This window comes from Pseudomonas sp. 910_21 (genome assembly GCF_052850735.1).
Genome location: NZ_VXCY01000005.1, coordinates 63550 through 79570, shown reverse-complemented (window position 1 = coordinate 79570; position 16021 = coordinate 63550). Strand labels below are relative to the sequence as shown.

Genomic DNA, 16021 nt, shown 5'->3' with positions numbered 1-16021 from the left:
CTCAGGTCATGACCCCGCTCAAGCTCACTGGCTGCATCAGTCGAAGCGGGCACCGATGACTAGCCGGTTAAACCCTGGCGGCATACATGGCGCTTCCTGGCCCTAACGATTGAACCACTTGCCTTTCAACCAATTGGTCCTGGCCAGCTCCACCACCTCGTCACCACGCCCGCTCATCACGGCCTTGAGCATGTACAGGCTGAAGCCCTTGGCCTGTTCCAGCTTGATTGCCGGCGGCATGGCCAGTTCCTGGGTGGCGGTGATGACGTCCACCAGCACCGGGCCGTCGTGAGCCAGGGCGGTGCGCAGGGCGCCTTCGAGCTCTTCGGAGTTCTCCACGCGCAGGCCGAGGATGCCCATGGCGTTGGCCATGGCGGCAAAGTCCGGGTTGTGCAGGTCGGTGCCGATGTCCAGGTACCCGGCGGATTTCATCTCCATGGCCACAAAGCCCAGGGAGGCGTTGTCGTAGACCACGATCTTCACCGGCAGCTTGAGTTGGGCCAGGGAAATGAAATCCCCCATCAGCATGCTGAAACCGCCGTCGCCGGACAGCGAGATCACTTGGCGCCGAGGGAAGGCGGCCTGGGCGCCCATGGCCTGGGGCATGGCGTTGGCCATGGAGCCGTGGTTGAAGGAGCCCAGCAGGCGGCGTTTGCCGTTCATCTTCAAGTAGCGTGCGGCCCACACCGTGGGGGTGCCGACATCGGCGGTGAAGATGGCATCGTCGTCGGCCAGTTCGCTGAGCAGGCGGGTGAGGTATTGCGGGTGGATCGGTCGCCCGGGCGCTGAAGGCTGGGCCAGGTCGTCCAGGCCCTGGCGTGCCTTGGCGTAGTGCTGCAGCGATTCTTCGAGGAAGCCGCGATCGCCCTGGTAGGGGAGGCGCGGCAGCAGGGCGGCGAGGGTTTCGCCGACGTCGGCGGCGATGCCCAGGTCCAGGCTGACGCGTCGGCCCAGGGCCTGGGGGTTGCGGTCGATCTGTATCACGCAGGCGTCGCTGGGGTAGAACTGGCGATAGGGAAAGTCGGTGCCGAGCATCACCAGGGTGTCGCAGTTGAGCATGGCGTGGTAGCCGGAGCTGAAGCCGATCAGGCCGGTCATGCCGACGTCGAAGGGGTTGTCCCATTCCAGGTGTTCCTTGCCGCGCAAGGCATGCACCACCGGGGCGCCGAGGGCATCGGCCAGAGCCACGACCTGATCATGGGCGCCGGCGCAGCCACTGCCGCAGAGCAGAGTCACGGCCTTGCTCTGGCTCAGCAGCTCCACCAGTCGGTCCAGGTCCTGGGGGGCGGGCAGGGTGCGCGGCGGGTGCAGCGTCGGCCAGGGCTTGCTGGTGGCGGGCACCTGTTGCAGGGCCACGTCACCGGGAATCACCACCACCGCCACGCCGCGATTGAGGATCGCGCTGCGCATGGCCCGGTGCAGCACCTGCGGCATCTGCGCCGGGTTGCTCAGCAGTTCGACGAAGTGGCTGCACTCCTTGAACAGCTCCTGAGGGTGGGTTTCCTGAAAGTAGTCGAGGCCGATCTCCGAGGAGGGGATCTGCGCGGCGATGGCCAGCACCGGTACATGGTTGCGATGGCAGTCGAACAGGCCATTGATCAAGTGCAGGTTGCCCGGCCCGCAACTGCCGGCGCATACCGCCAGCTTGCCGGTGGCAGCGGCTTCGGCACCGGCCGCGAAGGCCGCCACTTCCTCGTGGCGCACGTGCATCCACTCAATGGTCTGCATGCTGTGCAGGGCGTCGGTGAGGCCGTTGAGGCTGTCGCCGGTCAGTCCCCAGATGCGCTTGACCCCGGCCTGCTCGAGGGTGTTCGCCAGTTGTCGGGCAATGCTGATGTTCGCCATGGAATGCTCCTGCTGTCCGATCAAGAAGTGGTCGCGATCAAAAGAGGACAGCAGGCAAGGGCGGATGATTCCGCAAGACTGTGGTGTCAGCCCAAACGTGCCGGGCGGCACGAGGCAAGCTCGGCACAGCATTGGCCCAGCAGCAGCTCCTGGCTGATCAGGCGGCCGATGGTGGGCGCCAGGGTCACTCCGGCATGCATCACCGCCAGATACAGGCCCTGGTACTGCTCGCTCGAGCCAATGATCGGCAACTGGTCGCGGGGCATCGGGCGCTGACCAACTTCAACGCTGCGCAGGGCTATCTCTTCGGCGCCACGGAACAAACGGCGGATTGTGGCCATGGCTTGCTGCGCGATGGCTTCGGGTCCTTGAGGGCCGCTGTCGTCGATGTAGTCTTCCGCCGCCAGCAGGCTGCCGTCCGCCGCTTCGCGAATCTCCAGCAGGTTGTTGGAAACCAGGGTCTTGACCAGGCCGGGCGGGGCATCGAAGCGGATCAGGATCGACGGCGAGGCCTGCACTGGCAGCTCGATTCCCAGGGGCGCCAACAGCTCAGGGGTGGCGCAGCCCGCTGCCAGGACGACGTGGTCGGCAAGGCGAGGCCCGGCCGCAGTGGTGATGCCGAGCACGCGCCGGCCCTCTACCAGCAACCCCTGTACCGGCGTCTGGGTGAGCACCCGGGCGCCATGGGCGCGGGCCCCTTCGAGCAGGGCCAGGGTGGTGGCTACCGGGTCGAGACTGCCTTCGCCGGGGGCGTACCGGGCTCGCTCCGGCAGCACTTGCAGATTGGGTTCAAGCGCCCCGATCCGGGCACGGTCGATCCAGTGGGCGGACGACATCGGCTCTTGGTCATCGGTGTCTGTCGAGTCCTGGCCGGCCTCGGCATAGGACAGTGCTCCCGTCCATTGAATCGGCAACCGGGGCAACTCCTGCTGCAGGCGCCGGTAGTCCGCCAGCGCCAGGGAGCGCAGCGGCCGAGCGGCTGCCGGGAACTCGCCGTGGGGGTTGATCCAGGCAAAGGAATGACGGGTGACCCCGGAACCTGGAGTGGCTTGCTCGATCACCGTGACCTGCGCGCCCTGTCGGGCCAGGTGGTAAGCGATGGATGCACCGACAATGCCGGCACCGACCACAATCACATTTGAAGGCTTCACGCTGACCTCGTCTGCTGAGGGCTGTACCTTAATCGGCCGTTTATTGCGCCAGCAATTTATTGAATGTTATGAAATTGCAAGCGGCGGGCCGCTGCCCGTTTTGGCAGCGGCCCATGGGGCCAGCCGGCAACCCCATGTTTCATTGGGCTTTCAGCACCAACCCTTGGGCCTGGGGCAGGGGGTTGCGCATCAGCCGGCCCACCACCAGGGCCCCAAGCAGGGCGAGAATGCCTGCCACTGTCAGCACCAGTCCGAAGCCGCCGACAAAGGCTTGCAGGGCCAGGGGTTCAATCAGGGCGCGGGCGCTTTCCGGCAGGCTCGCCAAGGCGCCCTGCATATCCCCGGCCACCACCCGCGAGGCGATGTCCGGCGCCTGGGCCAGCCAGGGCCCGGGCACCTGGCTGAGGCTGCCTTGCAGCCGTTGCTGGGTATGGCTGGCCAGTAATGCACCGAACACGCCGATGGCCAGCATGATGGCGCTGAAGCGCATGGTGGTGCTCATGCCCGAGGCCATGCCGGTGCGTTCCCGGGGCACGCAGGCCATGATGTTTTTCTGTGTGTCGCCGTTGAGCAGGCCGGCTCCAGCACCGGTCACGGCAATCGCCATCGCGAAGCTCAGATAGCCCCCGGCATGCACCGCCCAGGCGCTGAGCAGGTTGCCGCAGCCCACCAGGGTCAGTCCGGCGGCCATCAGGGCGGCGGGGGTGTAGCGCCCGGCCAGGCGGGCGCCGATCCGGGGGCAGATCAGCATGGTCAGGGCGAAGGGCAGCATGCCCAGACCCGAGGCAATGGCGGAGAAGCCCAGACCGTTCTGCAGGTAGAAGGGCAGCAACGTCATCATCACTTGGGCACAGCCGGCGTAGGCGAACATGCCCAGCAGGGCGCCGATGAAACGCGGGTGGCGAAACAGCTGCAGGTCGACCATGGGCCGGCGTTGCAGGCGCTCGATCAGCACGAACAGCCCCAGCAGCGCCACGCCCGCCAACAGCCGTGTGGTGGTGGCCGGGTGGCTCCAGCCGATGCGGTTGGCTTCGATCAGGCCCCAGATCAGGCACAGCAGGCTGGCGCTGAAGGCCAGGCTGCCCCAGGGGTCCAGGCGCGCTGCCTGGGTATCCCGGGATTCCGGTACGTTGCGCAGCACGCTCCACAGCAACAGGGCGCCTACCGGCAGGTTGAAGTAGAAGATCCAGCGCCAGCCGAAGTATTCAGTGATCAAGCCACCGACCGTGGGCGCGGCGGTCATGGCCATGCCCATGCAGGCACCCCAGAAGGCCCAGGCCTTGGCCCGCTCCACTTCGTCATGGAAGGTATGGCCGATGGAGGCCAGGGCCGACGTCAGCAACAGCGCTGCGCCGACGCCTTTGAGGGCCCTGGCGACGTCCAGCAGCAAGGCGTTGGGCGCGGCGCCGCAGCCCAGGGAGGCGAGGATGAACAGGCCGAGGCCGCAGAGCAGGGTCCGCTTGCGCCCGAAGCGGTCGGCCAGGCTGCCCGCCGGCAGCAGCAGAGCGGCGAAGGCCAGCATGTAGGCACTGACCACCCATTCGATGTCGGCGAAGTTGGCCCCCAGGTCGCGGGCGATGCTCGGCAGGGCCACGGCGACGATGTTGGTGTCGAGAACGATCAGCGAACAGACCCCGGATGCGGTCAGCAGGGTCAGGCGCGGGTTGATGGCGCGGCTCATGGCGCGGTCTGCCGACTGAGGGTGGCGAGGGCGGCCAGGGCGATTTCATCGTCGTGGGCCGGGGTGTCGGCGCTGACCCCGATGGCGCCGATCACCTGGCCGTCGACGATGATCGGTTGTGCGCCTTTCATCATCAGCAGGCCGGCGCTGAGGGCGGCGGGGCGGCCGCCATTGACGGCGTTTTCCAGGTCCCCGGAAGGCCGTTTGAACAATGCCGAGGTGCGTGCCTTGCCTTGGGCCAGCTCGATTCCGGCCACCACCGGGGCGCCGTCCATGCGTGCGCCGAGTATCGGCCAGCCGCCGTCGTCGACGATCACCACGGCGCAGGGCCAGCCCTTGGCCTGGGCGGTTTGCTGGGCGGCCCTGAGCAGGCGCTGGGCGTTGTCCAGGGTGATGATTGCCTTGTGGGCAACGATAGGCCGGCTTTCCTCGGCTGCCGCGGTCTGCAGCACGCAGCAGCTGATCATTGCCAGAAACAGGGGTTTGACGCGCATGGCAGAGGCTCTCTACTGTGAAGGTTTGCTCAGCTTATCCCGGCCTTTAGCGGTCTTTGTTAGCCGCTGGCGACCAGTTCATTACCTTTGAGCTAATGCCTATCATGGAAATTCGTCACTTTCGCTACTTCCTGGCAGTGGCCCGGCAGCGCAATTTCACCCGCGCCGCCGAGCAATTGGGGATCGCCCCGCCAACCCTCAGCCGACAGATCCAGGACATGGAAAAAGTCCTCGGCACCCGGCTGTTCCTGCGTCAGCAGCGTGAGGTCAGCCTGACTGAGGCCGGCGCCACCCTGCTGCTGGAGGCCGAGGCCACGGTGCGCCAGTTCGAGTTCGCCCAGCGCAACGCCCAGCGCGCCGGACGCGGTGAGATCGGCCATATCGAATTGGGCTACGTGGCCTCGGCGGTGTATTCCGGGCTGTTGCAGAAGCAGGTGCAGGGCTTTGGCCGCGACTGCCCGGACGTCAGCCTCAACGTGCGCGAGTGCCCAATGGCGACGCTGCCGGCGCGGATTGCCGATGGCCGCCTGGACGTGGGCTACATCCGCTCGCCCATGACCCTGCCGGAAGGCGTCGAGGCCATTCGCCTGGATGCCGAGGGCTTTGTCCTGGCGCTGTCCGATGAATCCTGGCTGTGCCGCCTGCCGCAGATCGCCTCCGAACACCTGCTCAATGAAACCTTCATTCTTCCGGAGCAGATCAGCGGCACCTTGCAGGTGGCGGCCCAGGGCGCCTACGCCCCCAAACTGGGGCCCCAGCCCGGCGGCCTGGTAGCGGTGCTGGCCCTGGTGTCCCTGGGGCAGGGCGTGGCGGTGGTGCCGGAGTCGGTGGTGGGCCACATCAGCCTGCCCCATGTGTTGTACCGGCCGATTGGCGGCAGCTCGGCGACGTCCTGGCTGTCGCTGATCCACCGGCGTTTTGAACAGGCACCGGCAGTGGTGCGCTACATCGAACAGGTACGGCGCGAGTACCGCAGCAAGGCCTGAAGCGGCATGTTCAAGCGACGGTCCGGGTTGCATAATCCCCGGGCCATTCTTCTAGCTTCAGGAGCTGCGCCTTCGATGATCGACCACCTTGACCACCTGGTACTGACCACCATCGACCCGGTTGCCGCCGAGGACTTCTACGTCCGCGTGCTAGGCATGCAACTGGAGACCTTTGCCGGCGGGCGCAAGGCCTTCAAGTACGGCCGGCAGAAGATCAACCTGCATGTGCGTGGCCAGGAATTCGAACCCAAGGCCCACCTGCCGGTACCGGGCGCGCTGGACCTGTGCTTCATCGCCAGCGTGCCCCTGGAGCAGGTGATTGCCCATCTGCAGCAGGTCAACTGGCCGATCATCGAAGGCCCCGTGTTGCGCACCGGAGCCACAGGGCCGATCCGCTCGGTGTACCTGCGGGACCCGGACCTGAACCTCATCGAGATTGCCGAGCGGGTGTAGGGCGGCTACGGGGGCGGTACGGATAAACTTTTGTAATGATTTCCCGCTGGGGGAAAGCGCCGCCGCCCCTGTAACCTCCAAGTCCGTTTTTTCACTCAGGACTTGCATGAACACGCTCTCGGAGCCCCCCAGTCGGCGCTCTTCCTTCGCTTTGCCCCATGACTTCTCGCGCCCTCCGGCCACATTGAGACGCAGACGCTCAGGCAGTCATTCTCCCGGCCGTACTTCCCCGGCTTTTGCCACTTCCCGCCCTGACCAGCCCGCCACCAAGGTTGCGCATGCCCTGCACCTTGGCGCTTCTTCGCGCCTGGCCGTTTGAAATTTCTGGAGAACTTGAGTCGTCGTTATGGAATGGATCGCAGACCCCACGGCCTGGCTTGGCCTTTTGACCCTGATCGTCCTGGAGCTGGTGCTGGGCATCGATAACCTGGTGTTTATCGCCATCCTTGCCGACAAGCTGCCGCCGGAGCAGCGTGACCGCGCCCGCTTGATCGGCCTGTCCCTGGCACTGCTGATGCGCCTGGGCCTGCTGGCCAGCATCTCCTGGATGGTGACCCTGACCCAGCCGCTGTTCGAGGTGTTCGACAAGAGCTTTTCCGGCCGCGACCTGATCATGCTGTTCGGTGGTGTGTTTCTGCTGTTCAAGGCCACCATGGAGTTGCATGAGCGCCTGGAGGGCCATGTCAGCCAGCGCGCCGGCAGTGCCACTTACGCCTTGTTCTGGCCGATCGTGGCGCAGATCGTGGTGCTTGATGCAGTGTTCTCCCTGGACGCGGTGATTACCGCCGTGGGCATGGTGGAACATCTGTCGGTGATGATGATTGCGGTGGTGGTTTCCATCGGCGTGATGATCGTCGCCAGCAAGCCGCTGACCCGTTTCGTCAACGAACACCCGACGGTGATCATGCTGTGCCTGGGCTTCTTGATGATGATCGGCTTCAGTCTGACCGCCGAAGGCCTGGGCTTCCATATTCCCAAGGGCTACCTGTACGCGGCCATCGGCTTCTCGATTCTGATCGAGGTGTTCAACCAGATCGCCCGGGCCCGACGCAAGAAGTCCATGCAGGGCCTGCGCCCGATGCGTGAGCGCACGGCCTATGCGGTGATGCGCCTGCTGGGTGGTCGCAAGCTGGCGGCGGAAGAGGTGGGTGAGGAAATCGCCGACTTGCTGGAGGACGGTGAGGCGCCGAGCAGCGAGCTGTTCGACCGCCGCGAACGGGTGATGATCAGCGGCGTACTGCAGTTGGCGGAGCGGCCGATCCGTACGCTGATGACGGTGCGGGCCGAGGTCGACTCCATCGACCTGACGGACAGCCCGGAGAGCATCCGGACCAAGCTGATGCACTCGTCCTATTCGCGCCTGCCGCTGATTCGCGATGGTGCGGTGGATGAGCCGCTGGGCTTCGTGCACAAGAAGGAATTGCTCAAGGAATACCTGGCCGGCAACGAGCCGAACCTTGAGCACCTGGCGCGCAAGACCATCAACCTGCTGGACAGTTTTTCGATCCTCAACGCCCTGGAACAGATGCGCAAGGCGTCGACGCACATCGCCTTTGTGATCAATGAATTTGGCGACTTCATGGGCATCCTGACCATGACCGACATTCTCGAATCCATTGCCGGCGAGCTGCCGGATGCCAGCGAGGTCGAAGGGCCGGATGTGGTGGAGCAAGAGGGTGGGTTCCTGGTCAATGGCGCCCTGAACCTGCCCCAGGTGCGCCAGCGTACCGGCTTTGGCGCCGAGCCTACCGAGGACTACCAGACCCTGGCCGGCCTGGTAATGAGCCTGCTGGATCGTCTGCCGGTCAAGGGCGACCGCCTGGAATGGGATGGTTGGAGCATTCAGGTGATGGCGGTGGAAGAGCGCCGCGTGACCCAGGTCCTGCTGTCCCGCCAGGCGCCTGCCTGACGGATGGGGGCTTTCACTGGCCCGCCTTGGTCATGAGCAACTGATCCAGTAGCGGTTTGCCCCACGGGCGGTAACGCAGGGAAAACACCGCGGTGGCATGGCAGTCGCCGGGGCGGGCGTCAGGCGCCGCCGGTTCGGCACGGAACGGCTGGCCCTCGGCGCTGGTCTGGCGGAAGGCCTCCCGGACGATGCCGACCCCGCAGGGCAGGGCGGCGGCGTAGCTGTCGCGCACCCCCGGCGCCAGGCGCCCGGTACCGGCGCCGTCCTGCCACCAGACCTGTATGCCGCCGGCGGCCAGTTCACCGAGCCAGGCGCCATTGACCCGGGGCGCCAGGTGCCCGGCGCTGAAGGCGCTAAGGTGCAGCGGCGCATCGAGCTGGTGGGCAAAGTCCTGGAGTTGGCGCTGCAAGGTGCTACGCCGCTCCGCGGCCTGGAAGCGCAGGTCGTCCAGTTCCATGGGCAGGTACCAGCCGCTGACCGGCAGCTTCCAGTCTTTGCGCAGCCTGTGCTGGCGCTCCAGGGACCCGGCCAACTGCGCTTGCCAATAGGTTTCCAGACCGGCGCTGTCCAGTTGCTCGATGCGCTGGTAATAAGCCGGGTCCATGTACAGCCCAAGGACCAGTTGCAGGCCTTGTTCCCGAGCCTGGCGCAGGCTGTCGGCGAGCCAGCCGTGAGCATTGCCCAAGTGCGAGTCGCCGTAGGCGGTCCACTGCACGATCAGGGTGCGTACGCCTTGGCGGGCGCTGGCCTGCCAGATCTCGCGCCACTGTTCGCGGCTCAGCGCCGCATCGCTGTTCAGCGGCTGGTAGAACAGCCGCTCCTCGGCCTGGGCGCCGAGGTTCAGGCCCAGGCACAACAGGGTGATCAACGTCAGTCGTTTCATCAGAAATTCAGCTCCACGCCCACCAGGACGCCGTTGCTCCCTTCGTACAGGTTGCCTCCCAGGGATTGTTGATATTCGGCGCGTATCGTCAGGCGGCTGCGATAGGCGTTGTACTGGTCATCGTCGAACCCGTACTGCCAGCGCAGGCCGACCCCGGTACGCAGGTCCTGGCGCCAGTGGTTGCGCGGGTCCTGGGCGGCCAATTCGAGAAACCCGTAGGGCATCAGGGTCTGGGCAGTGCTGACCGGCAGTTTCCAGGCGTGGCCCTGTTGGTAGCGCGACAGCCATTGATGGTCACCGGCCTTGGTCCACCAGGCGGCGTCCAGGTAGAGGAAGCGCTCGTCCCAGTCGCTCTCGTCGATCCGCCAGTCATTGCGGTACTGGCCCTGGTCGAGGAACGAGGCGGTGCCCCGCAGCAGGTAGTCGGTGCTGGTGTGGCCGCGTTTGCGATGGTCGTTGAGCTGGTCCAGCAGGCGCCCGGGGTCGAGCATCTGGCCCAGGCTCAGGCCGTGGTTGTCCTGGTCGTCGAACTGGCTTTGCTTGTAGAGCTCGCCGTAGAAGTTGATGTTGGCGTTGCCCCAGGGCTTGTAGCGCAGGCCCAGGCCGGCAGCGGCCGACTCACCGTAGGAGGAGCGACCGCGGCCGCCGAGCAGGGTGCGGCCGTAGACCGACAGGCTGCTGCCGTTGCGGCTTGGTTCTTCGCCTAGGGCGTGGTCCCACATGGCCACCTGGACGTTCTGCGATTGCGGGCGGCGGTGGTGGCCCTGGTGCTGGCTGTTGGGCAACAGACTGTTATGGGTGGAGACCCCGCCCGGCGACCAGGTGCTGGCGAGGGTCAGACTGTCGCGCCGGGACAGGGTTTCGTGGGCGCGGCGCTGACGGTAGCGACGGGCTTGCATGCTGCCATTCTCATCGTTGGCGGCCACCGGATGCTGCTCCAGGTCGATGACCCGGCGCAGTTCCTTGCGGGCGCCGAGGCTGTTTTCGATTTCGTCATAGCGCCAGGCCAGGGTCTCGCCCAGGCGATAGTCTTCGGGGAAGTCTCGAGTGGCCTGTTGCAGGTAGGGAATGGCCAGGCGCCGCTGCTCCGGAGTTCGGGTGCCGGCCAGGCGCATGCCGTAGTCGGCGCGAAAGCGTGGGTTGTTCGGCTCCAGGCGCACGGCCTCGGCCAGCCACAGGGTGCTCTGTGACAGGTCGCCGGCCTTCTGGGCGGTTACCGAGGCTGCGTAGTGGTGCCCGCCATTGGCTGACGGCCCGAGGGCCTGACGCTGACGTTCCAGAGCGCCGCTGTAGTCGCCACGCTGCTCGGCAATGGCGGCGCCCAGGGCCCACTCATCGGCGCCACGGGTCTGGCTCTGTTGCCAGTAGCGCTCGGCGCTGGCGTTGTCGCCCAGATTCAAGGCGCTGCGGCTGGCGGTGAGGCGGGCGTTGTCGCTCAGTTGCCTGTCCGGCACGCTGCGCCAGATGGCCAAGGCACCGGCCGAATCACCGGAGGCTTCAAGGGCATAGGCCAGCGGCAAGCGGCTGCTGCGATCTCCCAGGCGTTCGGCGGCCTGGTACCAGGCCACGGCGGCGCCGGGTTGTCCGGGCATGGCGCAACGGCCCAGGGCCCGGTATTCCCCGATTTCCCTTGGGCGTGGGCCGATGGCTTGTTGCACCGCGTCGCAACCACCGTTTTGCGCCAGTTGCGCGAGCAGTTGACCGCGGGTGATGGGATCGACCCGCTTGAGCAGTGCACCCAGGCGGCGCAACTGTGCCGGAGTCAACGCAGATGAGGCGGCGTACAGCCCGGCCAGGCGTTGCAGCGAGGAGGCGGGCAAGCCGCCGCCGTGGCGGTCGTAGGCCTGCTCCAGCAGGGCCTGAGCGTGGGCCTTCCGGCCGTTGTCGAGGGCCAGGTAGGAGGCTTGGTCCAGGGCTGCCAGGTTGCCGGTCTGGCGGTACTGGCGCTCCCACAGTTCAGCGGCTTGGCGGGTGCTGCCCTGGGCCTGCAACAGCATGGCGCGCTGTTTCAGCACCGCCGGGGTTTGCTCCTGCTGGCTCAACCACTGGAGGGCCCGGGCGCCTTGGCCCTGTTTCAGCCAGACCTCCAGCAGACGCTCCCGGCGCGCCGTGTCCCAAGGCTCCGGCAGCCGCTGGCTTTGCAGCAGGTCGCCGGCCTGCAGGCGCTGGGCGAGCACCAACCAGGCCTGTGGGTCCTCTTTGGGCGAGCATTGATGCAACTGCCGGAGGGCGGCGTCAGGGTCATGCCGGGACAACCACTCCGCGGTTTCCAGGCAAGGTCGCTGCAGCTCGGCACTCAGGCGCAGCACGGTTTCGCTGTCGTTCTCCTGGCGGGCCAGTTCCCAATGCTGTACCCGCAGGACCGGATCGGCCTGATCCTGCATAGGCAGGCGCAGGATCCAGCGCTGGGCCTGGGCCCGGTAACCCAGGGCGATGGCTCGTTCGATCATCGCCAGATGGACCTTGTGGGCAGCTTGCGGACTGGGTGCCTGTTTCAGCAGGGCTTGCAGCTTGCTCTCGTCCAGGTGCTGCATGTAGGCGTTGGCCAGGCGCTGCCAGCCGTCTGCATCGAGCTGCTGGCGGGCTGCTACGGGTTCGAGCTGGGCAATCACTTCATCCCAGTTGCGCAGCTGTTCGGACCAGCTGGCGCTGGCCAGGCGCAGTTGGCTGTCGTCGCCCTTGTCCGGCAGTTTCGCCAGCCATTGATGGGCACGGGCGGCGCCGCCGAACTTGGCCAGGCTCATGCTGTAGGCCTGCCACAGGCGGATGCGATGTTCCAGCGCACTGCTGTCGATCCAGCGTTCCACTTGCCGGGGGCCGGGAGGGTCCTGTTCGATCCAGGTCAGGCGCAGCTCCAGCAGGGCCGCGCTGTCTGGTGGCAGGGTGTGCATGGCTTGCAACGCATCCTTGTAACGGCGTTGCCTGGGCCAGCAGGCCCTGAGCCTCCTGGTTTTTCGGCACCTGTTGCAACAGGTGCCGGGTCAGACGTTCCACTTCCTTCCAGTTGCCTTTGTGCGCTTCGCGGTAGCTGCGATCCAGATAGGGATAGCTGCGAAAACGCTCGAATTCGCTCAGGGCTTCGGTCTGCGCCAGGGGCAGGCCGGACAGGCTCAGCAGCAGGCCGCCCAGGAGCAGTTGATTGCGCGTGTTCATGCATCCTCCCGCGCGAAGATGCGGTAGGCCGCTTGTTGTTCACTGGCCTGGTCTGCCAGGGCCTGTTGCAGCACCTGAGGCGTGATCATGCCGCGCTCCAGCAGATGTTCACCGAGGGAGCCGCGATCGGCGTCGTAGTCGATCATCGCCTGGTTGAACAGGCTGGGCGGAACCAGGCCACGCACTTGCAGCAGGCTGCCGATTTGCACCTGATGACGGCTGACCCGCTCCAGCAGCGCTTCATCGTCCTGACGCCGTTCCAGGGTGGCGAGCATGCGTCGGGTTTCCTCGCCCTGATGTTGGCCGGCATACCAGTGGCGGATACCCAGGGTCACCCGGCCCTGGGGTGCCAGGCGGCAGGTTACCGGGCGCTTGAGCTGGCGACTGATGGCCCCTAGGGACACTTGGCTCACGGGGTCTTCGGAAGCCAGGATCAGGGTTTCGCCCTGTTCGGCCACCGGCAGCACAGCGTATTGCACGGCAATGCGCCGGGGCATGCTGGCGATCAGTTGCGGATCGAGCTTGAACGGGTTCAGTGGCGCCCATTGCAGATCGAACTGTGCCGCCAGTTCCTGCACCAGTTGGGTGCTGTCGATGTAGCCCCGCAACAGCAATTCGCGGCCCAGGCGCCGACGCACCGGGCTGGTGATTGCCGCTTCGAGCTGCTCTTCACTGAGCAGGCCCTTTTCCAATAGGCGTTGGCCCAGGGGCGTGCGCTGGGCCTTGGTCAGGGCGGGAAACTCATGGGTGGTCTTGTCCCAGGCCACACGTCGCGAATCGCCCATCTGCAGTACTTGGCGCAGGGCTCGCAGGTTGGCGAAGAAGTTGACGAAGTTGCTCCACATCATCCGCGGTGCCGACAACAGTCCCTGCACCAGCCCATAGAAGCGGGTAACGAACCAGGCTCGCTGGAACAGGCGGTTGAGCAGCATCAGGCCGTTGAGCCAGAGCAGCGCCACCAGCAGCGAGCTGTCGCTCAGGATTGATTGGAAGTGCCAGGCATCCGGGGTCAGCACAGTGATCAGCCACAGGCTCAGCAGCACCAGAAACAGCAGGTTGACCATGAAGCTCAGCAGGTAGGCGATCAGCCCTCGACGGTCGCGCCAGAGGAAGTAGTTGAGCAGGCCCGTGCGGCTCCAGCCCAGGTTGGTAGTGCCCTGGAACACGATACCGACGATCCAGCGGGACTTCTGCCGGACGGCGTGCTGCCAGTTTCGGGGGAAGTGTTCGCGCACGCAGATCACCTGGGCGAACTGGCGGTTCATGCCCGGTACCCATTGGTAGTCCAGGGCCAGTTTGGGGTCGTTTATCGAGTAGCGGGCAAAGATGCACTTCATGCCTTTTTGCTTCAGGCGAAAACCGATGTCGTAGTCCTCGGTCAGGCTCTGCACGTCGAAGGCGATGCCGTCGCCGTCTTCCAGCAGGGCGCTGATGGCGCGGCGGCTGAAGCAGGTGCCGACCCCGGCGCTGGGCACCTGGCCGGTCAGGGCCTCGCGCACGATTACGTCCTTGCCGTGGTTCTCGGCGAATTCGTCGACATAATGTCCGGCGGTGAAACCTTGCCACTGCGGCGCGTAGGGGTAGACCGGGATCTGGATCAGGTCCTTGTTGGGCAGCAGGTAGTTGTACAGGCGCAGTTCCATGGGTGAGATCACGTCTTCGGCGTCATGCAGGATGAAGCCGGCGAACTCGATCTTCGCCTCGCTCTGGAAGCGCAGGATGGCGTCGATGATGTTGTTCAGGCAGTCGGCCTTGCTGGTGGGACCGGGGCGTGCGCAGACCACCTTGTGCACGTTGGGGTAGTGCAGGCACACCGCGTCGACGTCGGCCTGGGTCTCGGCGTCGTTGGGGTAGGTGCCGACGAAGATCTGGTAGTTTTCGTAGTCGATGGTGGACGCCGCCAGGCGCGCCATCTCGCCCACCACACCCACCTCGTTCCAGGCCGGGACCATGATCGCCAGCGGTTTTTCCGGGGTCGCGAACAGCCGTTCCTCGTCTGCCGGCTTGAACTTTTCGTAGATCCGCCAGCGCCGGATCAGCCTGCGGCTCCAGTACACCAGGTCGATGAACAGGTCATCCAGGCCCAGCAGGAACATCAGCAGGGCCAGGCTGATTGCCAGGTATTTGAGGCCGTAGAGGATGTAGATGAAGGCATCGACCAAGTCCAGGCTCATGCCCTGTCACGCAGGGCTTGAGCCTCCAGCCAGGTGCATAGGCGGCGGGCGATGCGCTCACTGGCATGGCCGTCGCCACAGGGGCTGTGTACCCGGCTCATGCGGGCATGGAACTCGGCATCGTCCAGCAATGCACTGGCATGGCGCACGATACGTTCGCGGTCGGTGCCCACCAGCAACACGGTGCCGCCCTCTAGCACCGACGGCCGTTCGGTGACGTCGCGCAGTACCAGCAGCGGCTTGCCGATGGCCGGCGCCTCTTCCTGGATGCCGCCGGAGTCGCTGAGGATGAAGTACGAGCGCCCCATCAGCCAGACAAAATGCTGATAGTCCTGAGGCGCTATCAGGTAGATGTTGGGTGTGTCCGAGAGCAGGCCATAGACCGCGCTCTGCACCTGCGGATTGAGGTGCACCGGGTACACGAACTGCACGTCCGGGTAGCGTTGGGCCAGGGTGGCCAGGGCTTCGCAGATGTCGCGGAAACCGTCGCCGAAATTCTCCCGGCGATGGCCGGTGATCAGCACCATGCGCCGGTTGTGTTCCAGCACCGCCAGGGGCGAATCGGCGGCGGGGCGCCATTGGGTCTGTTGCTGGTGGTGACGCATCCACAGCAGCGCATCGATCACCGTGTTGCCGGTGACCTCGATGTTCTCCACGGGCACGTTTTCCCGCAGCAGGTTGGCCTGGGCCTCGGCAGTCGGAGCGAAGTGCAGGTCGGCGATGACCCCGGTCAGGCGCCGGTTGGCTTCCTCGGGCCAGGGCGCCCTGAGGTTGCCGGTACGCAGCCCGGCCTCGACGTGGCCGATGGGCAACTGGCGGTGAAAGGCGGCGAGGGCGGCGATAAAGCTGGTAGTGGTGTCGCCATGCACCAGGACGATGTCCGGTTGCAGGCGCTCGAAGGTGGTATCCAGATGGATCAGCAGTTGTTGCGAGAGGCCGTTGAGGGACTGGCCCTGGGTCATCACTTCCAGGTCTTTGTCGACTTGCAACTCGAAGGAATCCAGTACCTGTTTGAGCATCTCCCGGTGTTGGCCGGTGGAACAGATGTGCAGTTGCAGACCTGGCCAGTGTTTTAGAACCCGGGCCAGTGGAGCCATCTTGATTGCCTCAGGGCGTGTACCGAAAACCATCATGACTTTAAAAGGCATGTCCCCTCCTTGGGTGCGATGCAATCGGAACGAACGTTGAATCAAAGCAGTGCTAACTACTCCTGTCCAGCAGGGGCAGGGACGCTGTGCTATCGCTCAAGTGTGCAGTTGCTGAAAAAAGAGGATGTTGCGGCGATCTTGAGG

Annotated in this window: 10 protein-coding genes and 1 pseudogene; 3 read left to right on the top strand and 8 right to left on the bottom strand. The window is 65.5% G+C overall.

Translation table 11 applies throughout. The annotated features are described in order from the left end of the window. Nucleotides 1-102 precede the first annotated feature (102 nt). The 4 genes from poxB to FW796_RS17100 all read right to left on the bottom strand — a co-directional run bounded on the left by poxB (nt 103) and on the right by FW796_RS17100 (nt 5171). Nucleotides 103-1845: a ubiquinone-dependent pyruvate dehydrogenase gene (poxB, locus tag FW796_RS17115; protein ID WP_346636207.1), complete on the bottom strand. Its 1743-nt coding sequence runs from the start codon at nt 1843-1845 to the stop codon at nt 103-105. A gap of 86 nt (nt 1846-1931) precedes the next feature. Next, entirely contained in the window at nt 1932-2996 is a 1065-nt protein-coding gene (locus tag FW796_RS17110) for an NAD(P)/FAD-dependent oxidoreductase (protein WP_446439626.1), read from the bottom strand. Between the two features lie 139 nt (nt 2997-3135). Next, nucleotides 3136-4677 (bottom strand): MFS transporter, encoded by a 1542-nt coding sequence (locus tag FW796_RS17105; RefSeq protein ID WP_446439625.1) that lies wholly within the window; start codon nt 4675-4677, stop codon nt 3136-3138. After that, on the bottom strand, nt 4674-5171 hold the full coding sequence (locus FW796_RS17100) for a GlcG/HbpS family heme-binding protein (protein WP_446439624.1): 498 nt from the start codon (nt 5169-5171) through the stop codon (nt 4674-4676). The genes FW796_RS17105 and FW796_RS17100 overlap by 4 nt, the downstream gene beginning before the upstream one ends. A 104-nt stretch (nt 5172-5275) precedes the next feature. Here FW796_RS17100 and FW796_RS17095 point away from each other — a divergent pair, with 104 nt between their 5' ends. The 3 genes from FW796_RS17095 to FW796_RS17085 all read left to right on the top strand — a co-directional run bounded on the left by FW796_RS17095 (nt 5276) and on the right by FW796_RS17085 (nt 8519). After that, nucleotides 5276-6157: a LysR family transcriptional regulator gene (locus FW796_RS17095; protein ID WP_446439623.1), complete on the top strand. Its 882-nt coding sequence runs from the start codon at nt 5276-5278 to the stop codon at nt 6155-6157. A 75-nt stretch (nt 6158-6232) separates the two neighbouring features. After that, nucleotides 6233-6610, top strand: a complete 378-nt coding sequence (locus FW796_RS17090; RefSeq protein ID WP_346636211.1) for a VOC family protein — start codon at nt 6233-6235, stop codon at nt 6608-6610. A gap of 346 nt (nt 6611-6956) precedes the next feature. Then, complete coding sequence (locus FW796_RS17085) at nt 6957-8519, top strand: TerC family protein (RefSeq protein ID WP_446439622.1); 1563 nt, start codon at nt 6957-6959, stop codon at nt 8517-8519. Nucleotides 8520-8532: 13 nt separating this feature from the next. On the opposite strand, the gene FW796_RS17080 is transcribed toward FW796_RS17085, so the two are convergent. From FW796_RS17080 to wecB, 4 genes and pseudogenes are all read right to left on the bottom strand, one after another. Continuing rightward, nucleotides 8533-9402 carry a DUF4434 family protein gene (locus FW796_RS17080; RefSeq protein ID WP_346636213.1) on the bottom strand — a complete coding sequence of 290 codons (870 nt, stop codon included), beginning with the start codon at nt 9400-9402 and terminating at the stop codon, nt 8533-8535. After that, a pseudogene (locus tag FW796_RS17075) lies at nt 9402-12555 on the bottom strand (NfrA family protein). The gene FW796_RS17080 and the pseudogene FW796_RS17075 overlap by 1 nt, the downstream one beginning before the upstream one ends. Then, nucleotides 12552-14729 carry a cyclic di-3',5'-guanylate-activated glycosyltransferase NfrB gene (gene nfrB / locus FW796_RS17070; RefSeq protein ID WP_346636215.1) on the bottom strand — a complete coding sequence of 726 codons (2178 nt, stop codon included), beginning with the start codon at nt 14727-14729 and terminating at the stop codon, nt 12552-12554. Before nfrB ends, FW796_RS17075 begins: the two are co-directional and overlap by 4 nt. Continuing rightward, nucleotides 14726-15877: a non-hydrolyzing UDP-N-acetylglucosamine 2-epimerase gene (gene wecB / locus FW796_RS17065; protein WP_404937172.1), complete on the bottom strand. Its 1152-nt coding sequence runs from the start codon at nt 15875-15877 to the stop codon at nt 14726-14728. The genes nfrB and wecB overlap by 4 nt, the downstream gene beginning before the upstream one ends. Nucleotides 15878-16021: the final 144 nt, after the last annotated feature.